Here is a 25,890-nt window from a genome sequence, read left to right as displayed (position 1 = left end):
GACCACGGAACCGCAGGCCCGGCAGGCGAAGCCGCCACCGGGCAGTAAATTGCGCGATTACTCGCCTTTAGCGTCGACGTTTTTAATTTCGCCCATCACCTTCAGCTTCTTGGAGATGTCGCGACGCTCTTTGGACAGCTCGGCGTTTTTAATGATGTAGTCATCAACGCGATCTTCATAGTCGCTCTTCATGCTGGCAATGATGCCCTGAATAGCTTCAACGCTCATGCCCGGCTTGATGTAGTCGCTCAGGTTGTCCAGCAGCAGGACACGTTTCTGGTTGTCACGGATCTTCTTCTCAACGTCCTGGATTTCACGCTGCAGTTTATTTTTGCGGCGGAACAGGCGGACGAACTCCAGAACATCCTGGAACGAAGGCTTAGTAGTTTCCATTTTTACACCCCTGATAATGTGAGATTCGGATTCGTTAAGGCAACCGTTTTAACAGACAGCGGCTGCGAATGACAATGAGTATATCGTTTAAAACCATCATAACCCTAATTGTTGCTGAATCGAAGCAGCAGGCGTCACATACGCTTTTTATTTGCGCAGCGCCCGGCAGATCAGCTGCGATAACAGCTCCAGCTGCCGCGCCAGCTCCATGCTCAGCCAGACGTAGCCATGGATGGGCGTTTCCGCCACGCTGTCGACATGCCGTTCATTCATCAGCTGTTTCAGCTCGGCGACGATTTCATTCAGGCGCTCGCTGTTGGCCCGAATCGGCTGGGGGTTCCCTTCGTAGAGCGCGTGGGCAATGGTCAGCAGGGTTTGCTGCGTCATCTGCTGCGTCTCTTTCAGCGTATGCGCGTTGAGCATCAGGAAGTGGCTGGGACGTGAAGCCCAGTGGGCATTGATTTGCAGCTCAAGCATGCAGACCAGATTGCGGCTGACCGTCTGAATGGCCTCAAAAATGGCTTTTTGAATGTGCGTTTCTTTGCTTGCCGGAGTAATCAGCCCGCGCATTTTGACCACATCATTGAGGATTTTTTGCAGGTGCTTTTCCAGCCGCGGACGTTCGATCAGGTTTGGAGAAAAACCGGCCTGGTAGACGCGGTTAAACGCGGTGACGTAGCTGGCCATCTGAATGCGCCAGTGCAGGAAAGCGCGCTGCGGCCAGATGCCGGTAAACAGCATGGCGAGCAGCGAGCCGAGAATAACGTCCCCGCTTCGCCATAGCGCGGTAGTCATGTCCCCAGCCGGGGCGCCGACCACGACCGCGAGCGTAATGCCAATCAGCAGGGCCTGGTACGGCCTCTTGCCCAGCGCCAGCCAGCCGCAAAGAAACATCGCCACCGCGCACCACAGCAGCATGACCGGGAAGGAAATCAGCTCCAGCTTGAGAGCGATAAGCCCAAGCGCAGAGCCTAAAACGGTGCCGCCAATACGCTCGAATGCACGCGGGACAACGTTACCCCAAAAGGAGATAGGCCCCATCACCACCACCAGCGTGATCAGCGGCCACGTTCCTTCCGGAATATCCAGCAAACGAACCAGAACGAAGGTCAGAACAAACGCCAGCGCGATGCGGCAACCGTGCACCACGCGATAATGTTTGTATAACCGAATTTCAAAGGGCGTTAATGATTTGTCGGGGCGCACACCCGTCTCCAGCTTCACGGCAAACCACAATTGTACTGTGTTTTCAGCCGGATTGTTTACACCCGGCTGAAAAACCCTGCATTCCGCAGGCTTAACCCACCTTATGCTCTACCGGAACAAACATCTCAATGTCCCAGTAGCCGTCTGCATTGCCATCGTTCAGATAGCGTTCGAAACAGGGCTTTGGTGCAATCTGGAATTTGCTGTCCTCCAGCAGGGAGTTGAAGAACTGATACCACGGGGTGGCGAAGTCATCGTTTTCCACTCGCGCGGTGGCGATGGCATAATCACCGGCAGCAATCTCGGTCATCATTACCCCTTCGCTGTTCTCAGGAATGGTGAAATCGTCCGCTACCGTTACGGCGGTATCGCAGCGGAGTTTTTCTGCCGGTACTTGATCCGGATTATCGTAATAAACGGCCACCCACTCCTGCGGCTGGATATGACGGCCGTCTACCCACATGACCAGCTGTTCAAATCCCTGCTTGACCGTTTTCTCCCACGGCCCTACGAGATGAAAGCCTGCGATCGTACGTTTCTGCTGCTGCCTGATGCTGTAGTCCATGCTGCCTCCGTTTATTACTGTGTATTTATACACTATAAAGCAGAGTAAATATTATCGGCAAACGAGAAGTGTTAATTATGCGAGCAGACTCGCAACGCTGCCAGTCTGCTCAAAAAGGTCAGAATGTATGGTGGAGATAATCACCAAGGCGGGAGAAAACGCCACCCTTATCAACGCCTTCCAGCGTAACCAGCGGCCAGTGCGCCACCACCTTGTCCCGATCGTACAGCTGGATTTCCCCTACCCGCTGATGCGCGGCAATCGGCGCTTCCAGCTCTTTTTTATCCAGCACGTATTTGGCCTTAATGTTCGGTATTTCCGCTTTCGGTAACGACAGCCAGAAGTCCCGATCCGTGCCCAGCGCGATCTGCTCTTTATTACCGTACCAGACGCGCTCGGTGCCCACCTTCTTCCCGTTATGCAGAATCTGCACCGTATCGAAATTCTGCTGTCCCCAGTGCAGCAGCTTGCGCGCCTGATCCTCGCGCCCTTTCGGGCTGTCTGCCCCCATCACAACGGCAATCAGCCGGCGCTGGCCGTCCACCGCAGAAGCAATCAGGTTGAAGCCCGCGCCCGACGTATGCCCGGTCTTCAGGCCGTCGACGTTCATCGTTTTATCCCACAGCAGGCCGTTGCGGTTCTGCTGGGTGATGCCGTTCCAGGTCAGGCTCTTTTCGCTGTACATATGGTAGAACTCTGGTTCACCGTGAATGATGGCCCTGGACAGCACCGCAAGATCGTAAGCAGAGCTGTGCTGGCCTGGCGCATCCAGACCATGCACGGTTTCGAAGTGGGTATCGCGCAGGTGCAGCTTTTCCACATAGTCGTTCATCAGTTTGACGAACTGCGGCTGACCGCCCGCCACGTGATCGGCCAGCGCCACGCAGGCGTCGTTGCCGGAGTCAACAATCAGGCCGCGGCTGAGATCGCGTACGGAAACCCTGTCGCCCTCTTTGAGAAACATCAGCGATGAGCCGTCAAAGACCGGGTTGCCTTTTGCCCAGGCGTCACGCCCTACCGTCACAATGTCGTCCGGGCTGATGCGGTGGCTGTCAATGGCGCGATCGACAACGTATCCCGTCATCAGCTTGGTCAGACTCGCCGGATTGCGCTGCTGATGTTCGTTGCCCGCCGTTAAGATTTGACCCGTGGTGTAATCCATCAGTACCCACGATCCTGCCTGGATGGCAGGAGGCTGCGGTGAAAAATCCAGCGGATCGGCAGCCAGCGCGGATGAAATACTCGAAGCGAGTAAAGAAACAGCAATAAACAGACGGCGTTTCAACGGTATATCCTCAGGTCATTAAAAATCGATGACCTTTTTACGGGAGTTCTGATGTCGTTACCTGCCTTAATTGCAAAAAAATGTGACAGCGCGCAGGTTTTACCGGAACAGATCTCGCAAATTTCTTGCGTGAGCGTGCTTTTTATTCGGACTGCTCACCCCAATCGTTTACCATAGAGACGTCAATTTTTAACAGGATGAGATTACTGGTGTCTGACTCTGCCGCGCGCCCGACTTTTTTGTTCCACGATTACGAAACCTTTGGCACCCATCCGGCGCTGGACAGACCGGCGCAGTTTGCTGCCATCCGTACCGACGACGAATTTAATATCATCGGCGAGCCCGAGGTGTTTTACTGCAGGCCCGCCGATGACTACCTGCCGCAGCCTGGCGCGGTGATGGTGACAGGCATTACGCCCCAGGAAGCGCGGGAGAAAGGCGTCAGCGAAGCGGAATTTGCCCGCCGTATTCACGATCTGTTTACCGTGCCCCATACCTGCGTGGTGGGCTACAACAACATCCGTTTCGACGATGAAGTGACGCGCAATATCTTCTACCGCAACTTCTACGATCCCTATGCCTGGAGCTGGCAGAACCGCAATTCGCGCTGGGATTTACTGGATATCATGCGCGCCTGCTATGCGCTGCGCCCGGAGGGGATTACCTGGCCGGAAAATGACGACGGCCTGCCGAGCTTCAGGCTGGAGCACCTGACGAAGGCCAACGGCATCGAGCACAGCAACGCCCACGACGCGATGGCGGACGTCTACGCGACCATCGCCATGGCGAAGCTGGTTAAAACCGCGCAGCCGCGCCTGTTTGAATATCTGCTGAGCCATCGCAGCAAGCAGAAGCTGATGACGCTGATTGATGTACCGCAGATGAAGCCGCTGGTGCATATTTCGGGTATGTTCGGCGCGTGGCGCGGAAACACGAGCTGGGTGGCGCCGCTCGCCTGGCATCCGGACAACCGTAACGCCGTTATCATGGTGGATCTCGCCGGGGATATTTCGCCGCTGCTTGATCTCGACAGCGACACCTTACGCGAGCGGCTGTATACGCCGAAAGAGGCGCTGGGTGACCTGCCCGCTGTGCCGGTTAAGCTGGTGCATATCAATAAATGCCCTGTACTGGCGCAGGCCAATACGCTGCGCCCGGAAGACGCCGACCGGCTGGGGATTAACCGCCAGCACTGCCTCGATAACCTGAAGGTGCTGCGCGACAACCCGCAGGTGCGCGAGAAAGTCGTCGCCATTTTTGCTGAAGCGGAGCCGTTTGTGCCGTCAGAAAACGTGGATGCACAGCTGTACAACGGCTTCTTTAGCGACGCCGATCGGGCGGCGATGAATATCGTGCTGCAAACCGACCCGCGTAACCTGCCCGCGCTGGATATCACCTTTGCGGATAAGCGTATCGAGAAGCTGATGTTTAACTATCGGGCACGTAACTACCCCGGCACGCTGGATGAAGCAGAGCAGGAGCGCTGGTTACAGCATCGTCGTAACGTCTTTACGCCCGAGTACCTGCACAGCTATGCCCAGGAGCTGGAGATGCTGTACGGCCAGTATGAAGGTGATGCCGAGAAGCAGGCGTTGCTGAAGGCGCTGTACCAGTATGCGCAGGAGATTGTCTGAACCGCAGATATAAAAAAGCCGGAGGCGATGTCTCCGGCTTTTTTTTAACGCGTTAAAACTTACGCTACGTCTTCGTACTGAGGAACCGGGTTGCGGAAGCTCTTCGTTACGCAGGCCAGGTAAACCAGACCGATACCGCCCCAGATCAGACCCAGAACCATTGAGCTCTCTTCCAGGTTAATCCACAGCGCGCCCACCGTCAGCGCACCGCACACCGGCAGCACCAGGTAGTTGATGTGATCCTTCAGCGTCTTGTTGCGCTTCTCACGGATCCAGAACTGCGAAATCACGGAGAGGTTAACGAAGGTGAACGCGACCAGCGCACCGAAGTTGATAAGCGCAGTTGCTGTAACCAGGTCGAACTTAATCGCCAGCAGCGCAATTGCGCCAACCAGCAGCACGTTCCACGCCGGGGTACGCCATTTTGGATGCACGTAACCGAAGAAGCGGGTTGGGAACACACCGTCACGGCCCATCACGTACATCAGACGCGATACGCCCGCATGAGCCGCCATACCGGAAGCCAGTACGGTTACGCTGGAGAAGATCAGCACGCCCCACTGGAAGGTTTTACCCGCCACGTACAGCATGATTTCAGGCTGTGATGCATCCGGATCTTTAAAGCGAGAGATGTCCGGGAAGTACAGCTGCAGGAAGTATGACGCGCCGATGAAGATCAGGCCGCCAATCAGCGCAGTCAGGAAAATCGCTTTCGGGATCACACGCTCGGCGTCTTTGGTCTCTTCAGACAGAGAAGAGATACCGTCGAAGCCCAGGAACGAGAAGCACAGGATAGTCGCGCCGGTGATCATCGGCACCACGTGCGCGCCTTCAGACCAGAACGGACGGGTGCTGGTCAGCGTACCTGCGCCTTCACCGTGGGAAACGCCGTAGATAATCAGCCCAACGATAACCGCCACAATACCCATCTGAAGAATAACGATCAGGGTATTGAAGTTAGCCACGGTCTTGATGCTGCGCAGGTTAGAGATGGTCATAAAGGCCACCAGCGCCACCACGAAGATCCACGACGGCACGGAAGGCACCAGCGCTTCGAAGTAAATTTTTGCCAGCAGAATGTTGATCATCGGCATGAACAGGTAGTCCAGCAGGGATGACCAGCCCACCATAAAGCCAACCGCCGGGCTAATGGATTTCTGAGCATAGGTGTACGCAGAGCCTGCGGACGGGAAACGGCGAACCAGTTTACCGTAGCTCAGCGCCGTAAAGAGAATGGCGACCAGCGCAAAGGCGTACGCCGTTGCAACGTGACCGTCAGTAAGGCCTGATACGATACCGAATGTATCGAACAGCGTCATCGGTTGCATATAGGCCAGGCCCATCATAACAACCGGAATCAACGTAAGCGTTTTACGTAATTCCACGCGAGAGGTGTTTGGAGTTGCGTTATGCGACATAGTTATTCTCCTTTACGGTGATAACCGCCACGTAAGCGAAAAATTGCCCCATTTCTTTCTTCCTCAGCGACAACAACTGTCGGATTTTAGTAAATATCTATCCGGTACGAAGCCCGGCCTCTTGGTTTTTAGTTTCGTTTCGTACATGCAAAAAAAAATAACCGACGCCTTTTATATCGTCGATTATTCATTTGTTTGCAGCGGCGGCATTTTGCCCTATTCCAGATACAAAACGCAATACATTGAGAAACAAGCCCATAAATTAATTTTTCTAACTGGTTGATTTCCCATCATCTGCCTGAGAGTAAACGGCGGCGATAGCACTATTTGCTAAAATTTCGTCTCGCCACCAGGCGCTGGCAAGCCCTGCGGTTTGTTCATTCCAGCCCACCCAAACCGATTCGTTACCGCGTTGCGCTAAAACCTGTTTTTCCACCAGCGCTCCGCTTTCAATAAACCGCTGCGCTAAATAGCGGGGAAGATAGCCGCACCCCAGGCCGCTAATTTGCAGTTCGAGCTTGGTTTTAAAATCAAAAACGGTGATGGCCTCCTGCTCGTCTAGTAGCTGCGATGATATGCCGCACTCCGGACGCGCGCTGTCGCCTACCACAATGGCGCGATGGTTTTTAATCACGCGTCGGGTAACGGGCTCAGGTTCATTTGCCAGCGGGTGATGAGGCGCTACGGCAAAAATCTGCTCCAGAACGCCCAAGCGGGCATAGCCAAATTCACTCAGCTGGGGTGGTTCATGCAGCGCCCCAACGATGATATCCGCCCTGCCCTGCGTTAAGGCGTCCCACGAGCCGCCCAGCACGCCGTTGATAAAAATCAGCCGCGTGACGCTGTGGCGCTGATAAAACGCCTCGATGAGCGGCGTAAGCAGCGAAAAAGGGAACGTGTCATCTACCCCAATGACCAGCTCATTTTCCCAGCCCTGGTGGAGCTTAACGGCCTGTTTTTCCAGCTCGCGCACCGAATGCAGCACGTCGCGCCCCTTTTCCAGCAGCATCTGCCCTGTGCGGGTAAAGCGCGCGCGATGACCGGTGCGGTCAAGAATTTGAATGTTAAGATCGCTCTCAAGCTTTTGCACGGCATAGCTCAGGGCCGAAGGCGTTTTGTAGAGCTTTGCCGAAGCGGCGGCAAAGCTCCCCTCTTTTTCCAGCGCATCCAGAATAACGAGAACATCCAGCAGCGGTTTCATCTTCGCCCCCTTGCGGTGTGCGATTGTCTCCGCCGGTGCAGTTATTCCATCGGCATAACCAGCGGATCGGGATACTGATACTCAAACCCCAGCTCATGGCAAATGCGATTGCCATCAATAATTTTGCCTTTGCGATCGCCCTGCGCATCGCTGAATACCGGCGGAGCCAGGCCAAGCTGGCGCGCCATCAGCGGATAAAAGGTACTGCGCGGCGGATGCGAAGGCGCACATATATTATAGATGTGCCCCCCTTTTGGAGCCTGTAAAAGCAGCTCTATCGCGCTGACAACGTCCGCCAGATGCACCAGATTGACGCCGTGCTGGCCGTCCGGCGCCGATTTACCGGCAAAGAAACGCCCCGGATGACGCCCCGGCCCCACCAGCCCGGCGAGGCGTAAAATATCCACCTGCGTGCCGGGCAGGTTATGCAGCCAGTCCTCCAGCTCTTTCAGCACCCGGCCGCTGGCGGTCACCGGACGGCGCTCGGTGCTCTCCTTCGCCGTGCCGTCGATGTCGCCATAAACCGACGTTGAGCTGGTAAAGATGATGCGCGGAATATGGTGCGCCAGCGCGCTGTCCACAATCTCCTGTACGGCCTGCAGGTAAAACGTCTCTCCCGGCCCGCTGCGCCGCGCCGGCAAGGTAATCACCAGCGCGTCCACATTCATCAGCTCATCCAGCTCGTCCGTATCGCAAATTAACTCAGGTTCGAGACGCAGCTCGACGCCCTCAATGCCGCACATGCGCGCCGCTTCAACCCCGTCCCGCGTGGTCTTACTCCCCGTCACCTGCCAGCCTTTCGCGGCTAATGACATCGCCAGCGGCATTCCTAACCACCCTAAACCGACAATCGCGACCTTTTTCATGTACATTCTCCGCTTAACTCCGCCTTTTATAAGGCTACGCCAGCCTGATGGAACGCACAATTCATAGCATCAATATGAAATGAATTAATGATCAAAAAAAGCCCTTGCTTTCTGGCGTACAACTGGTTTAGGTTAAAAGACATCAAATGCATAAGCATTCAACGAGAATTTATATGACACGCGTTCCATTTAAAAACCACCACCATCACCATCATCCTGACTAGTCTTTCAGGCGATGTGTGCTGGAAGACGTTTGGATCTTCCAGTGGTGCATGAACGCATGAAAAAGCCCCCGGAAGATCACCTTCCGGGGGCTTTTTTTTGGACCGCATTCAGACAGGTTATTACAGGTTAACGAGGAACACAGAATGTTAGATAACGCACGTTTACGCATAGCTATTCAAAAATCAGGCCGTTTAAGCGACGATTCACGCGAACTGCTGGCCCGCTGCGGGATTAAAATTAACCTGCACACCCAGCGCCTGATCGCCCTTGCTGAAAATATGCCGATCGATATTCTGCGCGTGCGTGATGACGATATTCCTGGCCTGGTGATGGACGGCGTCGTTGACCTCGGCATCATCGGCGAAAACGTGCTGGAAGAAGAGCTGCTCACCCGCCGCGCTCAGGGTGAAGATCCGCGCTACTTTACCCTGCGCCGTCTGGACTTCGGCGGGTGCCGCCTGTCGCTGGCGACGCCGGTTGATGAAGCGTGGGACGGCCCGGCCGCGCTTAACGGTAAACGTATCGCCACCTCTTACCCTCACCTGCTGAAGCGTTACCTCGACCAAAAAGGCGTGCAGTTCAAATCCTGCCTGCTGAATGGCTCCGTGGAAGTGGCCCCGCGTGCGGGCCTGGCCGATGCCATCTGTGACCTCGTCTCCACCGGCGCCACGCTGGAAGCGAACGGCCTGCGCGAAGTGGAGGTTATCTACCGCTCCAAAGCGTGCCTTATCCAGCGCGACGGCGACATGGCCGACGCCAAACAGCAGCTCATCGACAAACTGCTGACCCGCATTCAGGGCGTGATTCAGGCGCGTGAATCCAAATACATCATGATGCACGCTCCAACCGAACGTCTGGATGAGGTAATTGCCCTGCTGCCGGGCGCCGAGCGCCCAACCATCCTGCCGCTGGCGGGCGACCAGCAGCGCGTGGCGATGCACATGGTCAGCAGCGAAACCCTGTTCTGGGAAACCATGGAAAAACTGAAGGCGCTGGGGGCAAGCTCTATTCTGGTGCTGCCAATTGAGAAGATGATGGAGTAACGGCCATGCGTTTTAACACAATCATCGACTGGAATACGTGCAGCGACGCGCAGCAGCGCGAGCTGCTGATGCGTCCGGCCATTTCCGCCTCTGAGAGCATCACCCGCACCGTGGGGGAGATCCTCGACAACGTCAAAGCCCGCGGGGACGATGCCCTGCGCGAGTACAGCGCAACGTTTGATAAAACCGAGGTTAACGAGTTACGGGTTACCGCCCAGGAGATCGCCGAGGCGGAAAGCCGCCTTGGGGACGAGATCAAACAGGCGATGGCCGTCGCGGTAAAAAATATTGATACCTTCCACACCGCGCAGGTACTGCAGGCCGTGGACGTGGAAACCCTGCCCGGCGTGCGCTGCCAGCAGGTGACGCGCCCGGTGGCCTCCGTCGGCCTCTATATTCCCGGCGGCTCTGCTCCGCTGTTTTCGACCGTACTGATGCTGGCAACCCCGGCACGCATTGCCGGCTGCCAGAAAGTGGTGCTGTGCTCTCCGCCACCGATTGCCGATGAGATCCTCTATGCGGCAAAACTCTGCGGCGTGCAGGCGGTATATAAGGTGGGCGGAGCGCAGGCGATTTCCGCCATGGCGTTCGGAACGGAGTCTGTTCCCAAGGTCGACAAAATTTTTGGCCCGGGCAACGCGTACGTTACCGAAGCGAAGCGCCAGGTCAGCCAGCGTCTGGATGGCGCCGCGATTGATATGCCTGCCGGGCCGTCTGAAGTACTGGTGATCGCCGACAGCGGCGCCACGCCAGACTTCGTGGCCTCTGACCTGCTCTCGCAGGCAGAGCATGGCCCAGATTCGCAGGTGATTTTACTGACGCCAGATGCCGATATGGCAAAACGCGTGGGCGAGGCCGTTGAGCGCCAGCTTGCCGACCTGCCGCGCGCGGAAACGGCGCGTCAGGCGCTATCGGCCAGCCGACTGATTGTGGCTCGCGATCTCGACCAGTGTATTGCCATCTCCAACCAGTACGGCCCGGAACACCTGATTATTCAGACCCGCAACGCGCGCGAGCTGGTTGACGGCATTACCAGCGCGGGCTCGGTGTTCCTCGGCGACTGGTCACCGGAATCCGCCGGGGATTACGCCTCCGGCACCAATCACGTGCTGCCGACGTACGGCTATACCTCAACCTGCTCAAGCCTGGGGCTGGCAGATTTCCAGAAGCGCATGACCGTGCAGGAACTCTCCCGCGAGGGGTTTGCCTCGCTCGCGTCGACCATTGAAACCCTGGCCGCCGCCGAGCGCCTGACCGCCCACAAAAATGCCGTGACGCTGCGCGTTGCCGCCCTGAAGGAGCAAGCATGAACATTGAAGAATTAGCCCGCGAAAATGTCCGCCGCCTGACGCCCTATCAGTCCGCGCGCCGTCTGGGCGGAAACGGCGACGTCTGGCTGAACGCTAACGAGTATCCAACGGCGGTGGCCTTCGAGCTGTCGCAGCAGACGCTGAACCGCTACCCGGAATGTCAGCCGAAAGCGGTGATCGAAAACTACGCGCAGTACGCGGGCGTGAAGCCTGAGCAGGTGCTGGTCAGCCGCGGGGCGGACGAAGGCATTGAGCTGCTGATCCGCGCCTTCTGCGAGCCGGGTAAAGACGCGGTGATGTACTGCCAGCCCACCTACGGGATGTACAGCGTCAGCGCCGAAACCTTCGGCGTAGCCTGCCGCAACGTGCAGGCGCTGGAAAACTGGCAGCTCGACCTGCAGGGCATCGCCGATAACCTCGACGGGGTGAAGGTGGTGTTTGTCTGTAGCCCAAACAACCCGACCGGACAGATTATGGATCCGCAGGACGTTCGCGCCCTGCTGGAGATGACCCGCGGCAAAGCGCTGGTGGTGGCTGACGAAGCCTACATTGAGTTTTGTCCGCAGGCGACGCTGGCGGGCTGGCTTGAAGAATATCCGCATCTCGTCGTGCTGCGCACCCTGTCCAAAGCCTTTGCCCTCGCCGGCCTCCGCTGCGGATTTACGCTGGCGAATAAGGCGGTTATCGACCTGCTGCTGAAAGTGATCGCCCCTTACCCGCTTTCAACGCCGGTTGCCGACATCGCGGCACAGGCGCTGGCCCCGCAGGGGATTAAAGCGATGCGCGAGCGCGTGGCGCAGATCCTTGAAGAGCGCCAGTATCTGGTCGAGGCCCTGAAGGCTATTCCGTGCGTGGAGCAGGTGTTCGATTCTGAAACCAACTACGTCCTCGCGCGCTTCACCGCCTCAAGCGCGATATTTAAATCATTGTGGGATCAGGGCATTATCTTACGAGACCAGAATAAACAACCTTCCCTGAGCGGCTGCCTGCGGATTACCGTCGGCACCCGTGCAGAGAGCCAGCGCGTGATTGACGCCCTGAAAGCGGAGAAAGTATGAGCCAGAAAACCCTCTTTATCGATCGTGACGGCACCCTCATATCGGAGCCACCCAGCGATTTTCAGGTCGACCGTTTCGACAAGCTGGCGTTTGAACCCGACGTGATCCCGGTGCTGCTGAAGCTTCAGAAAGCGGGCTATAAGCTGGTGATGATCACCAACCAGGATGGTCTTGGTACCGCGAGCTTCCCGCAGGCGGACTTCGACGGCCCGCACAACCTGATGATGCAGGTGCTGACCTCGCAGGGCGTGGTGTTTGAAGAGGTGCTGATCTGCCCGCACATGCCTGCCGACGAGTGCGACTGCCGTAAGCCAAAAGTGAAGCTCGTCGAGCGCTATCTGGCGGAAGAAGCGCTTGATAAAGCGAACAGCTACGTCATCGGCGATCGCGTCACGGATATCACCCTGGCGGAAAACATGGGCATCGCGGGCCTGCGCTACAGCCGTGACGCGCTTAACTGGACGATGATTGGCGAACAGCTGACCAGACGCGACCGCTATTCGCACGTTGAGCGTAACACCAAAGAGACGCAGATCGACGTTAAGGTCTGGCTCGATCGCGAAGGCGGCAGCAAGATCCACACCGGCGTCGGCTTCTTCGACCATATGCTGGACCAGATCGCGACCCACGGCGGCTTCCGGATGGAAATCACCGTTAAGGGCGATCTCTACATTGACGATCACCACACCGTGGAAGACACGGGACTGGCGCTGGGCGAAGCCCTGAAGCTGGCGCTGGGCGACAAGCGCGGCATCAACCGTTTTGGCTTTGTCCTGCCGATGGACGAATGCCTGGCGCGCTGCGCGATGGATATTTCCGGTCGTCCACACCTGGAATACAAAGCCGACTTCACCTACCAGCGCGTGGGCGATCTCAGCACCGAGATGGTGGAGCACTTCTTCCGCTCGCTGACTTATACGATGGGCCTGACGCTGCACCTGAAAACCAAAGGTAAAAACGATCACCACCGCGTGGAGAGCCTGTTCAAAGCCTTTGGCCGTACCCTGCGCCAGGCGATCCGCGTTGACGGTGATGCCCTTCCCTCGTCGAAAGGAGTGCTGTAATGAACGTGGTGATTCTGGATACCGGCTGCGCCAACCTGAACTCCGTGCGCTCGGCAATTATGCGCCACGGCTATGAGCCAGCGGTGAGCCGCGACCCGGACGTGGTGCTGCGCGCGGATAAACTCTTTCTGCCGGGCGTAGGCACCGCCCAGGCGGCGATGGATCAGGTCCACGAGCGCGAGCTGGTTGAGCTCATCAAAGCCTGTACCCAGCCGGTGCTGGGCATTTGCCTGGGCATGCAGCTGCTCGGGCGCCGCAGCGACGAGAGCAACGGCGTCGACCTGCTGGGGATTATTGAAGAAGATGTGCCGAAAATGGCCGACCACGGCCTGCCGCTGCCGCACATGGGCTGGAACCGCGTCTATCCGAAGGCGGGTAACAGGCTGTTTCAGGGTATTGAAGACGGCGCGTACTTCTACTTCGTCCACAGCTACGCGATGCCCGTCAATACGTACACTATTGCCCAATGCAGTTACGGCGAGGCGTTCACCGCCGCGGTACAGAAAGATAATTTTTACGGCGTGCAGTTTCACCCGGAACGCTCCGGCGCCGCCGGCGCACAGCTGCTGAAAAACTTCCTGGAGATGTGATGATTATTCCCGCTTTAGATTTAATTGACGGCACGGTGGTTCGCCTCCATCAGGGCGACTACGGCCAGCAGCGCGACTACGGCAACGACCCGCTGCCGCGTCTCCAGGCGTATGCGGCGCAGGGGGCTGAGGTGCTGCACCTCGTCGATTTAACCGGCGCGAAAGATCCGGCGAAACGCCAGATCCCGCTGCTGAAAAAACTGGTGGCTGGCGTGGACGTTCCCGTGCAGGTTGGCGGCGGCGTGCGTACGGAAGACGACGTTGCGGCACTGCTGGACGCTGGCGTGGCGCGCGTGGTGGTCGGTTCGACCGCCGTAAAAGATCCTGAGACGGTCAAGGGCTGGTTCCGCCGCTTCGGCGCGGATGCGCTGGTGCTGGCGCTGGACGTGCGCATCGACGAGCAGGGTAACAAGCAGGTCGCGGTCAGCGGCTGGCAGGAGAACTCTGGCGTTACCCTGGAAGCGCTGGTCGATATTTATCTTCCCGTTGGCCTGAAGCACGTGCTGTGCACGGATATCTCCCGCGACGGCACGCTGGCAGGCTCTAACGTTTCTTTATATCAAGACGTTTGCGCCCGCTATCCGCAGGTGGCGTTTCAGTCCTCCGGCGGCATAGGTGATATTAACGATATCGCCGCGCTGCGCGGGACCGGCGTGAAGGGCGTGATTGTGGGTCGGGCCCTGCTGGAAGGAAAATTTACTGTAACGGAGGCGATTCAATGCTGGCAAAACGGATAATTCCCTGCCTGGACGTGCGCGACGGTCAGGTGGTTAAGGGCGTGCAGTTCCGCAACCACGAAATCATTGGCGACATCGTTCCGCTGGCTAAACGCTATGCCGACGAAGGCGCAGACGAGCTGGTATTTTATGATATCACCGCCTCCAGCGATGGCCGCGTGGTGGACAAAAGCTGGGTAGCGCGCGTGGCAGAGGTGATCGATATCCCCTTCTGCGTGGCGGGCGGGATCAAATCCGCTGACGACGCGGCCAAAATTCTCTCTTTCGGTGCGGACAAAATTTCCATTAACTCCCCTGCGCTGGCAGACCCCGAGCTGATCACCCGTCTGGCCGATCGTTTTGGCGTGCAGTGTATTGTAGTAGGTATCGACACCTGGCATTGCGCCGCAACGGGCAAGTATCACGTCAACCAGTACACTGGCGATGAAAGCCGCACGCGCGTGACGCAGTGGGAGACGCTGGACTGGGTGCAGGAAGTGCAGAAACGCGGCGCGGGTGAGATCGTGCTGAACATGATGAACCAGGACGGGGTGCGTAACGGTTACGACCTCGAGCAGCTGAAAAAAGTGCGCGCCGTGTGCCGGGTTCCGCTGATTGCCTCCGGCGGCGCGGGCACCATGGAACACTTCCTGGAAGCCTTCCGCGATGCAAACGTGGACGGCGCGCTGGCCGCGTCCGTGTTCCACAAGCAGATTATCAATATTGGTGAGTTAAAAACGTACCTGGCCGACCAGGGCGTGGAGATCAGGGTATGTTAACAGAGCAACAACAGGCGCAGCTGGACTGGGAAAAAACTGACGGATTACTGCCGGTGGTTGTACAACATGCCGTATCAGGCGAAGTGCTGATGCTGGGATACATGAACCAGGAGGCGCTGGCGCAAACGATCGACAGCGGTAAGGTGACGTTTTTCTCGCGCACCAAACAGCGCCTGTGGACCAAAGGTGAAACCTCCGGTCATTTCCTGAACGCGGTAAGCATTACGCCGGATTGCGATAACGACACCCTGCTGGTGTTGGCAAACCCGATTGGGCCAACGTGCCACAAAGGGACCAGCAGCTGCTTTGGCGAGGCGAGCCACCAGTGGCTGTTCCTGTATCAGCTGGAACAATTGCTGGCTGAGCGTAAAACGGCGGATCCCGAGAGCTCGTACACCGCGAAGCTGTACGCCAGCGGCACCAAGCGCATTGCGCAGAAGGTGGGTGAGGAAGGCGTTGAGACCGCGCTGGCTGCCACCGTGCATGACCGGGAGGAGCTGACGAACGAAGCGTCGGATTTAATGTATCACCTGCTGGTGCTGCTTCAGGATCAGGAGCTGGATTTAACGGCGGTAATTGAGAATTTACGTAAGAGACACAAATAAAAAAAGACCGGGGAAACCCGGTCTTTTTTTGTCTGCAAATCAGGCTTTCGGTTTGTAGTTTCTCAGCGCGTTACGGCCAAGAACAACACCAGAACCGATAATTCCACCGAGGAGTACGGCGAGGATCAGGGTGATAGCTTTTTTCGGGCTGTCGCGACGGATCGGGAGATTCGGTTTCATAACGTAACGGTAGACGTGTACTGTGTCCGGGTTAACGTTAAGGTTCTGAATATCCAGCAAGTTTTGCTTGGTCTGGTAGTAGGCACCTGAGAAAACGAGCGGACGGGATGCCTCGTTATCAATCATTGACTTCAGCGCTACCGTGCCCAGCAGGAACATGGTTTCCTGAGTAACGTCCTGAGTTTGCTGGAGCTGCGGAGTGCTAATTTTCGCGGCTTCCGCGTTTTTATACGCCTCAGTAATCTGCTTAATACGCAGATCTTTTTGCTCCTGAGCCACTTTTTCCTGGTTCTGAATGGAGTCGTTCAGGGTAGTGATCTGCTGCTTAAGGTTATCCTTGAGGTCAAGAGTCAGTTCTTTGGCCGTCTGCTCGTCAACCTGTTGAATATACTGTGCAAGTTGCTTTTGTGCAGCTTCAGCAGATTCGCCCTGATATGTAACCGTTAAGGGTAAGCTCTGCCCCTTGACGGTAGGTTCAATTGTGAGTATTTCAGGGAGCTCTTGGTTTTCAAGAGCTTGCGCTAAAGCAGAAAAAGAAGAATTGAAGCGGCCAATAGCGCGACCTTGAATATCCTGCATTGAGGGTGCGGCACTACCATAGAGAATATTCAATGCATTCGCGTAAGTTGCAATTTGCGCTGCGTCAGGCTGGGCGATGATCGCCGACGAGGTCCACTTTTCTTTTGCAATGGTGATATAAACGCCAGCAAGAACGATAAAAACAGCAATAAACGCTCCAATTACCCACTTGCCGCGCCACAGCTGTAGTACTAAATCCAGTAAATCAATTTGCTCCGGGTCATTGCTGCGAGTGACCAGGCTATTGTTGTTTTGCGTCATACAATCCCTAACAGATCAAAAAAGGGCAAAAAGAAACATGTCTACCTAGTGTATCTGTTGCTACGGATTTTTCTATAAGAATCCGATGAGTTATATCGGAAAGATGGGTTATGTATGTGAAGAACAACGCGCTATCATAGCGGGAATCTGATGTCTTGTGGCATCAACAAGAACACTGTTTTAATGAGGGAAGCTATGAAATTTCTGATTACGGGCGCAGCGGGGTTTATCGGTTCTCACGTCAGCAAGCGCTTGCTTGATGCGGGGCATGAGGTCGTTGGGATTGATAACCTCAATGATTATTACGACGTCAATCTTAAGCTGGCACGCCTGGACTTATTGAAATCCGAGCGTTTCACTTTCCTCAAGCTGGATTTAGCGGACCGTGAGGGCATGGCTGCGCTCTTCGCTGATGAGAAATTTGACCGCGTCATTCATCTGGCCGCACAGGCGGGCGTCCGTTATTCTCTGGAAAACCCCCACGCCTATGCTGATGCCAACCTTATAGGGCATCTTAACGTGCTTGAAGGCTGTCGCCACAATAAGGTTCAGCATCTTCTGTATGCATCATCCAGCTCCGTTTACGGCCTTAACCGTAAGATGCCGTTTTCCACTGACGATTCAGTGGACCACCCGGTATCCCTGTATGCGGCAACCAAAAAAGCTAACGAGCTGATGTCGCATACCTATTCGCATCTGTACAACCTGCCGACCACTGGCCTGCGCTTCTTCACCGTGTATGGCCCGTGGGGACGCCCTGACATGGCGCTGTTCAAATTCACCAAAGCTATGATTGAAGGTAACAGCATCGACGTATACAACTACGGCAAGATGAAACGTGACTTCACCTATATCGATGATATCGCCGAGGCGATTATTCGCCTGCAGGACGTCATACCCGAGGCCAATGCCGACTGGACGGTCGAAGCGGGTTCACCTGCAACCAGTTCTGCTCCATACCGCGTATACAACATCGGCAACAGCTCTCCGGTAGAGCTGATGGACTACATCACAGCGCTTGAAGAGGCTCTGGGCAAAGAAGCGGTAAAAAATATGATGCCTATCCAGCCGGGTGACGTACTGGAGACCAGTGCAGATACCAGAGCGCTTTATGACGTCATTGGGTTTAAACCGCAGACCTCCGTCAAGGAGGGCGTGAAAAACTTCGTCGACTGGTACCGCAACTTTTACAACGTTTAAAAATAGAAAACCCGGCTAAACGCCGGGTTTTTTATGCGCGACAGTTAGCAATCAGTCACTACCGAACAGGTCACGGGTATAGACTTTATCTTTAACGTCAGCCAGCTCTTGCGCCATGCGGTTAGAGATAATCACGTCCGCTTCTTTCTTAAACGTATCCAGATCGCGAATTACGCGCGAGTGGAAGAACTCGTCTTCCTGCATGGCCGGTTCATAAATGATGACCTGCACGCCTTTTGCCTTAATACGCTTCATGATCCCCTGAATGGAAGAGGCGCGGAAGTTATCCGAACCGCTCTTCATGATCAGTCGATACACCCCCACCACTTTTGGCTGGCGCGCCAGGATCGAATCCGAGATGAAGTCTTTACGCGTACGGTTAGCATCCACAATTGCGGAAATCAGGTTATTTGGCACCGCCTGATAGTTTGCCAGCAGCTGCTTGGTGTCTTTTGGCAGACAGTAACCGCCGTAACCGAATGACGGGTTGTTGTAGTGGTTACCAATACGCGGGTCGAGGCACACGCCTTCAATAATCTGACGTGTGTTCAGGCCTAAGCTCTCTGCATAGCTGTCCAGCTCGTTGAAGTAAGCCACGCGCATTGCCAGATAGGTGTTAGCGAAAAGCTTAATCGCCTCCGCTTCAGTTGAGTCGGTGAACAGAACCGGGATATCTTGCTTGATGGCGCCTTCCTGAAGCAGCGCCGCAAAACGCTCCGCACGTTCGGAACGCTCACCGATCACAATGCGTGATGGATGCAGGTTATCGTATAACGCCCTGCCCTCGCGCAGAAACTCCGGCGAGAAGAAGACATTATCAATACCCAACTCTTCTTTAATCGATTTGGTGAAGCCCACTGGAATGGTCGATTTGATAACCATCACTGCGTTAGGATTGATCGCTACAACGTCTTTGATAACTGCCTCAACGGTAGAGGTGTTGAAGTAGTTGGTTTTCGGATCGTAGTCGGTTGGTGTGGCGATGATGACGTAATCCGCATCACGATACGCATCTTCTTTGTCGGTAGTAGCACGGAAATTAAGCGATTTATTCGAAAGATAATCCTGAATCTCTTTGTCAAAAATAGGAGACTGCTTCTGGTTCAGCATGTCCACTTTGGCCTGAACGATATCCAGCGCAACCACTTCATGATTCTGGGCAATCAATATACCGTTTGAGAGGCCAACGTAACCAGTTCCGGAGATAGTTATTTTCATTCGCTTATGACTTCTGTGAGTTAATTGTAGAGATGATCGTCAGACCATCGCGAAATAGACTGTTGGGCTTTGTACCTCCAGCCTGACAGAACTGTCAAGGCAAACCAGGACTAATCCCCGCAAGGGGGCCGACATTCAGACAACTTCGAAAAAAAACGTCATTTTTTAACGTAAAAAAACCCGGAGATATCTCCGGGTTATGTTCACCGCAGCTGTATTAACTCAATCCAGCCATTCGGTGTGGAACACACCTTCTTTATCGGTACGCTTATAGGTATGCGCACCGAAGTAGTCACGCTGTGCCTGAATCAGGTTCGCTGGCAGAACGGCAGCACGATAGCTGTCGTAGTACGCCACCGCAGCGGAGAAAGTTGGAACCGGGATACCGTTCTGCACGGCGTACGCAACGACATCACGCAGCGCCTGCTGATATTCGTCTGCAATCTGCTTGAAGTAAGGCGCCAGCAGAAGGTTGGCGATACCCGCATTTTCAGCATAGGCATCGGTGATTTTTTGCAGGAACTGAGCACGAATGATGCAGCCGGCACGGAAGATCTTCGCAATCTCGCCGTAGTTCAGATCCCAGTTGTTTTCGTCTGAAGCTGCACGCAGCTGAGAGAAGCCCTGCGCATAAGAGACGATTTTACCCAGATACAGTGCACGACGTACTTTTTCAACGAACTCAGCTTTGTCACCGGCTGGTTTAGCCTGCGGGCCGGACAGCACTTTGGATGCCGCAACGCGCTGCTCTTTAAGAGAAGAGATATATCGCGCGAATACAGATTCGGTGATCAGGGACAGCGGCTCGCCCAGATCCAGAGAGCTCTGGCTGGTCCATTTACCGGTACCTTTGTTCGCCGCTTCATCCAGAATCACATCGACCAGGTATTTACCCTCTTCATCTTTCTTAGTGAAGATATCTTTGGTGATGTCAATCAGATAGCTGTTCAGCTCGCCTTTGTTCCACTCGGTAAAGGTCTCAGCCAGTTCTTCGTTAGAGAGGTTCAGGCCGCCTTTCAGCAGGGAGTAAGCTTCGGCAATCAGCTGCATATCGCCGTATTCGATGCCGTTGTGAACCATCTTCACATAGTGGCCAGCACCGTCAGGACCGATATAGGTCACGCATGGCTCACCGTCTTCCGCAACGGCTGCGATTTTGGTCAGGATTGGCGCGACCAGTTCGTACGCTTCTTTCTGGCCGCCAGGCATGATAGATGGACCTTTCAAAGCGCCCTCTTCCCCGCCGGACACGCCCGTGCCAATGAAGTTAAAGCCTTCAGCAGACAGTTCACGATTACGACGAATAGTGTCGTGGAAGAAGGTGTTACCACCATCGATGATGATGTCGCCTTTATCCAGATATGGCTTCAGGGAGTCGATGGCAGCATCGGTACCTGCGCCCGCTTTAACCATTAACAGGATACGACGAGGTGTTTCCAGAGACTCAACAAACTCTTTAACCGTATAGAAAGGAACCAGTTTCTTTCCCGGATTCTCAGCGATGACTTCTTCGGTCTTATCACGGGAGCGGTTGAAAACGGAGACGGTATAACCACGGCTTTCGATGTTGAGCGCCAGGTTGCGCCCCATCACTGCCATACCGACAACGCCGATCTGTTGCTTGGACATTACATACTCCTGTCAGGTGACTGATATGAACTCAAATTAATAATCTTTTATTGACTAATACGATTACTTTACATCAGTTTTTGTTAAAACACTATTTCTATTATCGCAATTGTTTACAACATAAGCATTTTTGGTAAAAAATAAATTTGAAAGCCCTAGAGGAATAAAAATCACCCACATATAGTCAAACTTTAGTAAATAAGGATTTGTGGCATTAGCTATCATGAAACTTATAAAACCTGAAAGATAGCAGAACTCAAAACTGTTACGACCAACAAGTTTAACTCGTTTTATTAAAGTGAAAAATAAATACAAAACTCCAGATAAATAAATAAAAAAGCCTAGAATTCCAAATTGGAATAGAAAAGCAACATAGGATAATTCATATGCCCATGGCTGGGTATCTGAACGTAAATAGGAAGCTGCTGCACCAGCCCCATTCCCAATCAATGGATGTTCAAAAAAACCAGCCATGAGTGCATCAAATTGGTATTTTCTTTCTAAATTGCTTTCATTGCTGTCGAAGTTAAATATATTAGCCACACGATCTATAAAATAGTCTGGATAGACCATGTAAAAAACATAAATAGCGACACAAGCTAGTAAAGCAGCAATTAGAAGCCTTGAAAAATATTTGTTATTTGACCGTTTATCAGAGGTAAGAAGGACTGATATCATAGGTGCCATGAACATAGTTAATAATAGCGCTCTACGCCCCGACAAGATAGCAATAACGCATAAAATGACAAATAAGACATAATATCTCGCTGGAGTTTTCCTAAAAAAAATTGCGGATATTAAAAAAGGTATCAAAAAAATGAGAGAAGATATATTTGGCACAGTAAACTTAAAATACCCACCTGAATTGTCGATCACGACAGAATCTTTATCATAAATGAGTGTTGCAATGTTATAAATGCCAACATGAATCCAAAGATAATCGATTAAAATAAGTAAAATAATTAAAGATAAAACCCAAGCAGCATAAACAAATAATTTATAGAGCTTTTCATTTAGTTGCTCTCTGTACAAACCAGAGAGGATTCCGAATAAAACCGGGTAAATTATGAGAACTGTTGACATACTAACTGCACCAGGATTACCACGCAGAGCACCGTATAAAACCCATACAGCCCCGACTATAGTAAATAGTACCGTTAATAAAACATTTTGCTTTGCTATGGTTAAAAACCCACCAGTTTTTATAAAATAAAGTAGTAGAATTGAAAGCAATAATGCAAACTTAATGAGCGAGAGTGAAGTTGGCAATATTAAGGAAAGGAATAATAACGCACCACTTAGCTTATAAAGAAAATCATTAAGTGTCAGATTCATAAGTTTATTTATCGGCAGGATTAGCGGTGAATGAATTATAGATTTTCATATGAATTTGAACCACACTCTTAATATCAAATGATTGCTCAGCTAGTTCCCTTCCATTAAAAGCCATCTGATGTCTTAACTCAGGATTATTGAGCAGCAATTTTATTGAATCAGCAAGTGTCAAATGGTCTTTTACATCTACTAAAAGACCTGTCACATCTGGCGTTATAGCATCACGACAGCCGGGGACATCAGTGGTCACAACTGCTCTGCCACATGCTGCGGCTTCAATCAAACTTTTAGGAAGCCCCTCACGATATGAAGGAAGCACAACAATATTTGAATACGACATTACCTGTGGGATGTCTTCTCGGTAGCCCCAGTATTCAATAATACCTTCGTTTTGCCATTGTTCTATTTCAAAGTCTTTAGCTGAATTGGGATTCTCATCTATATTACCAACCAGAACTGCTCTAAATTTGATATTTTCCTTTTTAATCAAACGCACTGCAGCGATGAACTCTCTTATACCTTTATCATAGAGTAACCGTGAAACGAACATCACAACAGGTACATCAGTCGGTTCCGGTTGTACAACATATCTTGTAAGGTCGACACCAGAACCTCTAATTATGACGGCTTGCGATTCACGTATCATCCCATAATGGATAAACAACTGCTTATCATTTTCATTCTGAAAAATAACCTGAGTACGTTCGTTTTTAAGCGAGAAACTATAAAACAATAAAATAATATTTTTAATCAATTTAGCTTTTAAGCTGCTATCTATAAATGCATATCCTAAGCCAGAAATAGAGGCAACGCGTCTATTTACACCTAAAAGTTTACATGCAACCCCACCATAAGCTACAGGTTTGGCTGTAATCATATGCACAACGTCAGGTCTTAATGCTTTGATGATTTTATAAATTTTAAGAAAGGCTTTTATTTCTTTTATAACGGATATTCCAGCGCGTGTTAATGGAATAGGATGAGTAATAATACCTAAATTTTTAAGATATTCCTCAGAACCTGTTAATGCACATGCTAAATGCACCTCATACCCTTTACTAATACATTCCAAAGCAATAGGTAAACGATGTGAAATAAAAAACGAGTCAACGTTTACAACAAAGAGAATTTTTTTCATACATTTAAAAAACCGAGAGGAAATGCTTTAACATTTCCTCTTATTATTAATTAATTGAATAATACCATTTGACTGATTCTACTAATCCATCTTTCAAAGTGAATAGTGGCTCATATCCAAGTCTTGTTTGAATCTTACTGATATCGGCTAAAGAATGTTTGACATCACCTTCACGAAAGTCTCGATACACTAGTTTATTATCCTTGACGTCTACTCCATATTTCTTTAGTTCGTTTGCTATTGCATTATACAATTCATTTAATGACGTTTGTTGCCCAACAGCGACATTATAAACGGTATTTATGGATTCTGGATCCATAGTTTTAGCTGCGAGCAAGTTTGCTTGCACAGCATTAGCTACAAAGCAAAAATCACGACTCGTACTGCCATCCCCATTCACATAAACAGTCTCATCATTAAGGATAGACGCTGTCCACTTAGGAATAACGGCTGCGTAAGCACCATTAGGATCCTGGCGGGGACCAAATACGTTAAAATATCTTAAACCAATGCTTTCAACACCATAAACTTTAGCGAAAACTCCTGCATAAAGTTCGTTAACATATTTCGTCACTGCATATGGAGATAATGGTTCACCAATTAAATCTTCTACCTTAGGTAAACCAGGATGAGTTCCATAGGTTGAACTACTCGCAGCATAGACAAATCGTTTGACATTCTGGTCTCTTGTTGCAACAAGCATATTCAAAAAACCAGAAATATTATTTTCGTTTGTTGTTATCGGGTCTTTTATAGATCTAGGAACTGAACCTAATGCTGCTTGATGTAAAACATAATCAACCCCCTCACAAGCATTTAGACAATCATCTAAATTACGAATGTCACCTTCGATGAATTTGAATTGATTCCATTGTTCTTCTCTAACCGCTTCTTTGACAAGATTCAGATTTCTTTCATGTCCAGTAGAAAAGTTATCAAGACCTACAACTTTTTGATTTAATTTGAGTAATTGTTCTAGAAGATTACTCCCAATGAACCCTGCTACACCAGTTATAAGCCATTTATGGTTGGATGCTAAAAGAGTTGATTTTAAGGTTTCAAAAGTATTCATTTTACAGTCTCCAACTGGTTATACCGTGTTTTGCGACTTCTTCAGTTGCCCAGACACTCTTAATATCAGAGAAGACACCACCTGGGATTATCTTTGACTTAATATTATCGAAACCACCGTTAATATATTCCTTATGACATACGCTTAGGATAACAGCATGGCAAGGAGGAATTTCATCCCAGCTCTGAAGCTTTATATTATATTCATGTTTTGCTTCTGAATGCGAGGCAAGTGGATCGTGTACAATAATATTTACGCCATACGATTCCAACTCTCTAATAACATCAATGACTTTACTGTTTCTCAAGTCGGGGCAATTCTCTTTGAATGTTAACCCCATAATTAATACATTTGCACCTTTAACAGAAATGTTTGCTGCAATCATTTTTTTTACTGTCTGCTCAGCAATGTACTTACCCATAGAGTCGTTAATTCTACGTCCGGCAAGTATCACTTGAGGGTGGTATCCGATCATATCTGCTTTATGTGTCAAATAATATGGATCAACACCTATACAATGTCCTCCAACTAAGCCTGGGCGGAACGGTAGGAAATTCCATTTAGTACCTGCAGCCTCAAGAACTTCAAGTGTATCAATTGATAACTTGTCGAATATAATAGCCAGTTCATTCATCAATGCAATATTTAGATCACGTTGAGTATTTTCTATTACTTTCGCGGCTTCTGCGACTTTGATGGAACTTGCTTGGTAGACTCCAGCTTTAATTACCATCTCATATGTTTCACTTACTTTCTTTAAAGTTTCAGGTGTGTCACCAGAAACTACTTTTACAATTTTTGTAACAGTCCTTTCTTTATCTCCGGGGTTGATTCTTTCTGGACTATAACCTACATTAAAATCTGTTAACCATTTTAAGTTAGAAAATTTCTCCAGAATGGGTATACATACATCTTCTGTGGCGCCAGGATATACAGTTGACTCGTAAACAACGGTTGCGCCTTTTTTTAAATTTCTGCCTACAGTTTCTGAAGACTTAATTAAAGGCGTAAAATCTGGCTGATGCGATTCATCTACCGGGGTTGGTACCGCAATGATGATGAAATCCGCTTCGTTGAGTTTTGTAGCATCGGTTGTACAAATAAGTTTATCTGCTTTAATTAATTCCTCAGTAGCAACCTCTCCTGTCGGATCAATATGTTCCAAATAAGAATTAACCTTCGATTCAGATAAATCAAACCCAATCGTTTTTGTTTTTTTACCAAATTCTACTGCTAATGGTAAACCGACATATCCTAGACCTACGACAGCTATGATCATTTTAATATCCTGAGTTTATCTATTCTTAAATAAATGCATTG

Annotated in this window: 26 protein-coding genes and 1 other annotated feature; of the genes, 11 read left to right on the top strand and 15 right to left on the bottom strand. The window is 51.7% G+C overall.

The genetic code is table 11. The features are described from left to right. Positions 1 to 57: 57 nt before the first annotated feature. The 4 genes from MOQ06_RS07370 to dacD form a co-directional block, all read right to left on the bottom strand. Positions 58 to 393 carry a DUF496 family protein gene (locus MOQ06_RS07370; RefSeq protein ID WP_000450410.1) on the bottom strand — a complete coding sequence of 112 codons (336 nt, stop codon included), beginning with the start codon at positions 391 to 393 and terminating at the stop codon, positions 58 to 60. A 147-nt stretch (positions 394 to 540) separates the two neighbouring features. Next, complete coding sequence (locus MOQ06_RS07365; RefSeq protein ID WP_242172234.1) at positions 541 to 1,599, bottom strand: FUSC family protein; 1,059 nt, start codon at positions 1,597 to 1,599, stop codon at positions 541 to 543. Positions 1,600 to 1,690: 91 nt separating this feature from the next. Further along, positions 1,691 to 2,164 (bottom strand): DNA gyrase inhibitor SbmC, encoded by a 474-nt coding sequence (gene sbmC, locus MOQ06_RS07360; RefSeq protein WP_148418201.1) that lies wholly within the window; start codon positions 2,162 to 2,164, stop codon positions 1,691 to 1,693. 118 nt (positions 2,165 to 2,282) lie between these two features. Beyond that, positions 2,283 to 3,455: a serine-type D-Ala-D-Ala carboxypeptidase DacD gene (gene dacD, locus MOQ06_RS07355; RefSeq protein WP_242173223.1), complete on the bottom strand. Its 1,173-nt coding sequence runs from the start codon at positions 3,453 to 3,455 to the stop codon at positions 2,283 to 2,285. Positions 3,456 to 3,655: 200 nt separating this feature from the next. Between dacD and sbcB the strand changes: the two genes are divergently transcribed. After that, positions 3,656 to 5,083, top strand: a complete 1,428-nt coding sequence (gene sbcB / locus MOQ06_RS07350) for an exodeoxyribonuclease I (RefSeq protein WP_242173220.1) — start codon at positions 3,656 to 3,658, stop codon at positions 5,081 to 5,083. Between the two features lie 59 nt (positions 5,084 to 5,142). On the opposite strand, the gene MOQ06_RS07345 is transcribed toward sbcB, so the two are convergent. The 4 genes from MOQ06_RS07345 to MOQ06_RS07330 all read right to left on the bottom strand — a co-directional run bounded on the left by MOQ06_RS07345 (position 5,143) and on the right by MOQ06_RS07330 (position 8,568). Next, positions 5,143 to 6,501 carry an APC family permease gene (locus MOQ06_RS07345; protein WP_193355836.1) on the bottom strand — a complete coding sequence of 453 codons (1,359 nt, stop codon included), beginning with the start codon at positions 6,499 to 6,501 and terminating at the stop codon, positions 5,143 to 5,145. Continuing rightward, entirely contained in the window at positions 6,491 to 6,553 is a 63-nt protein-coding gene (yoeI, locus tag MOQ06_RS07340; RefSeq protein ID WP_099458931.1) for a membrane protein YoeI, read from the bottom strand. The genes MOQ06_RS07345 and yoeI overlap by 11 nt, the downstream gene beginning before the upstream one ends. Before the next feature lie 219 nt (positions 6,554 to 6,772). Next, positions 6,773 to 7,702, bottom strand: a complete 930-nt coding sequence (locus MOQ06_RS07335) for a LysR substrate-binding domain-containing protein (RefSeq protein WP_242172233.1) — start codon at positions 7,700 to 7,702, stop codon at positions 6,773 to 6,775. 41 nt (positions 7,703 to 7,743) lie between these two features. Beyond that, positions 7,744 to 8,568, bottom strand: coding sequence for an SDR family oxidoreductase (locus MOQ06_RS07330; protein WP_148418206.1), 825 nt, complete (start codon positions 8,566 to 8,568; stop codon positions 7,744 to 7,746). Between the two features lie 173 nt (positions 8,569 to 8,741). On the opposite strand from MOQ06_RS07330, the gene hisL reads away from it, so the two are divergent. The 9 genes from hisL to hisIE all read left to right on the top strand — a co-directional run bounded on the left by hisL (position 8,742) and on the right by hisIE (position 15,958). Beyond that, positions 8,742 to 8,792, top strand: a complete 51-nt coding sequence (gene hisL / locus MOQ06_RS07325) for a his operon leader peptide (protein WP_099516347.1) — start codon at positions 8,742 to 8,744, stop codon at positions 8,790 to 8,792. Beyond that, positions 8,768 to 8,891: a sequence feature (His leader region), on the top strand. It overlaps the preceding gene by 25 nt. Positions 8,892 to 8,936: 45 nt before the next feature. Next, on the top strand, positions 8,937 to 9,836 hold the full coding sequence (hisG, locus tag MOQ06_RS07320) for an ATP phosphoribosyltransferase (RefSeq protein ID WP_148418207.1): 900 nt from the start codon (positions 8,937 to 8,939) through the stop codon (positions 9,834 to 9,836). Between the two features lie 5 nt (positions 9,837 to 9,841). Beyond that, on the top strand, positions 9,842 to 11,146 hold the full coding sequence (gene hisD / locus MOQ06_RS07315) for a histidinol dehydrogenase (protein WP_242172232.1): 1,305 nt from the start codon (positions 9,842 to 9,844) through the stop codon (positions 11,144 to 11,146). Beyond that, a complete protein-coding gene (gene hisC / locus MOQ06_RS07310; RefSeq protein ID WP_242172231.1) occupies positions 11,143 to 12,204 on the top strand; it encodes a histidinol-phosphate transaminase in 1,062 nt (353 codons plus the stop codon). Before hisD ends, hisC begins: the two co-directional genes overlap by 4 nt. After that, positions 12,201 to 13,268, top strand: coding sequence for a bifunctional histidinol-phosphatase/imidazoleglycerol-phosphate dehydratase HisB (hisB, locus tag MOQ06_RS07305; RefSeq protein WP_242172230.1), 1,068 nt, complete (start codon positions 12,201 to 12,203; stop codon positions 13,266 to 13,268). The genes hisC and hisB overlap by 4 nt, the downstream gene beginning before the upstream one ends. Then, positions 13,268 to 13,858, top strand: coding sequence for an imidazole glycerol phosphate synthase subunit HisH (hisH, locus tag MOQ06_RS07300; RefSeq protein ID WP_242172229.1), 591 nt, complete (start codon positions 13,268 to 13,270; stop codon positions 13,856 to 13,858). Before hisB ends, hisH begins: the two co-directional genes overlap by 1 nt. Beyond that, entirely contained in the window at positions 13,858 to 14,595 is a 738-nt protein-coding gene (hisA, locus tag MOQ06_RS07295) for a 1-(5-phosphoribosyl)-5-[(5-phosphoribosylamino)methylideneamino]imidazole-4-carboxamide isomerase (RefSeq protein ID WP_242172228.1), read from the top strand. Before hisH ends, hisA begins: the two co-directional genes overlap by 1 nt. Beyond that, positions 14,577 to 15,353 (top strand): imidazole glycerol phosphate synthase subunit HisF, encoded by a 777-nt coding sequence (gene hisF / locus MOQ06_RS07290; protein WP_242172226.1) that lies wholly within the window; start codon positions 14,577 to 14,579, stop codon positions 15,351 to 15,353. Before hisA ends, hisF begins: the two co-directional genes overlap by 19 nt. Further along, positions 15,347 to 15,958, top strand: a complete 612-nt coding sequence (gene hisIE, locus MOQ06_RS07285; protein ID WP_242172225.1) for a bifunctional phosphoribosyl-AMP cyclohydrolase/phosphoribosyl-ATP diphosphatase HisIE — start codon at positions 15,347 to 15,349, stop codon at positions 15,956 to 15,958. The genes hisF and hisIE overlap by 7 nt, the downstream gene beginning before the upstream one ends. A 39-nt stretch (positions 15,959 to 15,997) precedes the next feature. Here the strand turns inward: hisIE and wzzB are convergent, their stop codons facing one another. Beyond that, on the bottom strand, positions 15,998 to 16,978 hold the full coding sequence (gene wzzB / locus MOQ06_RS07280; protein ID WP_242172224.1) for an LPS O-antigen chain length determinant protein WzzB: 981 nt from the start codon (positions 16,976 to 16,978) through the stop codon (positions 15,998 to 16,000). A gap of 195 nt (positions 16,979 to 17,173) precedes the next feature. Here wzzB and MOQ06_RS07275 point away from each other — a divergent pair, with 195 nt between their 5' ends. Next, positions 17,174 to 18,178: an NAD-dependent epimerase gene (locus MOQ06_RS07275; RefSeq protein ID WP_242172223.1), complete on the top strand. Its 1,005-nt coding sequence runs from the start codon at positions 17,174 to 17,176 to the stop codon at positions 18,176 to 18,178. Between the two features lie 51 nt (positions 18,179 to 18,229). Here MOQ06_RS07275 and ugd read toward each other — a convergent pair whose 3' ends face one another. From ugd to MOQ06_RS07245, 6 genes are all read right to left on the bottom strand, one after another. Further along, positions 18,230 to 19,396: a UDP-glucose 6-dehydrogenase gene (ugd, locus tag MOQ06_RS07270; protein ID WP_242172222.1), complete on the bottom strand. Its 1,167-nt coding sequence runs from the start codon at positions 19,394 to 19,396 to the stop codon at positions 18,230 to 18,232. Positions 19,397 to 19,618: 222 nt separating this feature from the next. Beyond that, the gene (gndA, locus tag MOQ06_RS07265; protein ID WP_006811221.1) at positions 19,619 to 21,025 is read right to left on the bottom strand and encodes an NADP-dependent phosphogluconate dehydrogenase; all 1,407 of its coding nucleotides are present in this window, start codon (positions 21,023 to 21,025) and stop codon (positions 19,619 to 19,621) included. Positions 21,026 to 21,088: 63 nt separating this feature from the next. Beyond that, positions 21,089 to 22,360 carry an O-antigen ligase family protein gene (locus tag MOQ06_RS07260; RefSeq protein ID WP_277932175.1) on the bottom strand — a complete coding sequence of 424 codons (1,272 nt, stop codon included), beginning with the start codon at positions 22,358 to 22,360 and terminating at the stop codon, positions 21,089 to 21,091. A 4-nt stretch (positions 22,361 to 22,364) separates the two neighbouring features. Then, the gene (locus tag MOQ06_RS07255) at positions 22,365 to 23,498 is read right to left on the bottom strand and encodes a glycosyltransferase family 4 protein (protein ID WP_242172221.1); all 1,134 of its coding nucleotides are present in this window, start codon (positions 23,496 to 23,498) and stop codon (positions 22,365 to 22,367) included. Between the two features lie 46 nt (positions 23,499 to 23,544). Then, positions 23,545 to 24,570 (bottom strand): NAD-dependent epimerase/dehydratase family protein, encoded by a 1,026-nt coding sequence (locus tag MOQ06_RS07250; RefSeq protein ID WP_242172220.1) that lies wholly within the window; start codon positions 24,568 to 24,570, stop codon positions 23,545 to 23,547. Between the two features lies 1 nt (position 24,571). Further along, complete coding sequence (locus MOQ06_RS07245) at positions 24,572 to 25,849, bottom strand: nucleotide sugar dehydrogenase (RefSeq protein ID WP_242172219.1); 1,278 nt, start codon at positions 25,847 to 25,849, stop codon at positions 24,572 to 24,574. Positions 25,850 to 25,890 lie beyond the last annotated feature (41 nt).

Origin of the sequence: Enterobacter sp. I4 (assembly GCF_022669095.1) — a bacterium.
Classification (GTDB): domain Bacteria; phylum Pseudomonadota; class Gammaproteobacteria; order Enterobacterales; family Enterobacteriaceae; genus Enterobacter; species Enterobacter pasteurii.
The sequence above is the reverse complement of the archived record's forward strand: the minus strand, read 5'-3'. Positions and strand labels throughout refer to the sequence as shown.

What these genes read in the sequence shown, in the direction of transcription:
- hisD (WP_242172232.1), top strand. Translation starts at nt 9,842, where the DNA reads ATGCGTTTTAACACAATCATCGACTGGAATACGTGCAGCGACGCGCAG.
- MOQ06_RS07260 (WP_277932175.1), bottom strand. Translation starts at nt 22,360, where the DNA reads ATGAATCTGACACTTAATGATTTTCTTTATAAGCTAAGTGGTGCGTTA.
- MOQ06_RS07370 (WP_000450410.1), bottom strand. Translation starts at nt 393, where the DNA reads ATGGAAACTACTAAGCCTTCGTTCCAGGATGTTCTGGAGTTCGTCCGC.
- MOQ06_RS07275 (WP_242172223.1), top strand. Translation starts at nt 17,174, where the DNA reads ATGAAATTTCTGATTACGGGCGCAGCGGGGTTTATCGGTTCTCACGTC.
- ugd (WP_242172222.1), bottom strand. Translation starts at nt 19,396, where the DNA reads ATGAAAATAACTATCTCCGGAACTGGTTACGTTGGCCTCTCAAACGGT.
- hisA (WP_242172228.1), top strand. Translation starts at nt 13,858, where the DNA reads ATGATTATTCCCGCTTTAGATTTAATTGACGGCACGGTGGTTCGCCTC.
- MOQ06_RS07335 (WP_242172233.1), bottom strand. Translation starts at nt 7,702, where the DNA reads ATGAAACCGCTGCTGGATGTTCTCGTTATTCTGGATGCGCTGGAAAAA.
- wzzB (WP_242172224.1), bottom strand. Translation starts at nt 16,978, where the DNA reads ATGACGCAAAACAACAATAGCCTGGTCACTCGCAGCAATGACCCGGAG.
- MOQ06_RS07255 (WP_242172221.1), bottom strand. Translation starts at nt 23,498, where the DNA reads ATGAAAAAAATTCTCTTTGTTGTAAACGTTGACTCGTTTTTTATTTCA.
- hisB (WP_242172230.1), top strand. Translation starts at nt 12,201, where the DNA reads ATGAGCCAGAAAACCCTCTTTATCGATCGTGACGGCACCCTCATATCG.
- hisF (WP_242172226.1), top strand. Translation starts at nt 14,577, where the DNA reads ATGCTGGCAAAACGGATAATTCCCTGCCTGGACGTGCGCGACGGTCAG.
- sbmC (WP_148418201.1), bottom strand. Translation starts at nt 2,164, where the DNA reads ATGGACTACAGCATCAGGCAGCAGCAGAAACGTACGATCGCAGGCTTT.
- MOQ06_RS07250 (WP_242172220.1), bottom strand. Translation starts at nt 24,570, where the DNA reads ATGAATACTTTTGAAACCTTAAAATCAACTCTTTTAGCATCCAACCAT.
- MOQ06_RS07345 (WP_193355836.1), bottom strand. Translation starts at nt 6,501, where the DNA reads ATGTCGCATAACGCAACTCCAAACACCTCTCGCGTGGAATTACGTAAA.
- MOQ06_RS07330 (WP_148418206.1), bottom strand. Translation starts at nt 8,568, where the DNA reads ATGAAAAAGGTCGCGATTGTCGGTTTAGGGTGGTTAGGAATGCCGCTG.
- hisIE (WP_242172225.1), top strand. Translation starts at nt 15,347, where the DNA reads ATGTTAACAGAGCAACAACAGGCGCAGCTGGACTGGGAAAAAACTGAC.
- hisG (WP_148418207.1), top strand. Translation starts at nt 8,937, where the DNA reads ATGTTAGATAACGCACGTTTACGCATAGCTATTCAAAAATCAGGCCGT.
- hisC (WP_242172231.1), top strand. Translation starts at nt 11,143, where the DNA reads ATGAACATTGAAGAATTAGCCCGCGAAAATGTCCGCCGCCTGACGCCC.
- gndA (WP_006811221.1), bottom strand. Translation starts at nt 21,025, where the DNA reads ATGTCCAAGCAACAGATCGGCGTTGTCGGTATGGCAGTGATGGGGCGC.
- MOQ06_RS07245 (WP_242172219.1), bottom strand. Translation starts at nt 25,849, where the DNA reads ATGATCATAGCTGTCGTAGGTCTAGGATATGTCGGTTTACCATTAGCA.
- hisH (WP_242172229.1), top strand. Translation starts at nt 13,268, where the DNA reads ATGAACGTGGTGATTCTGGATACCGGCTGCGCCAACCTGAACTCCGTG.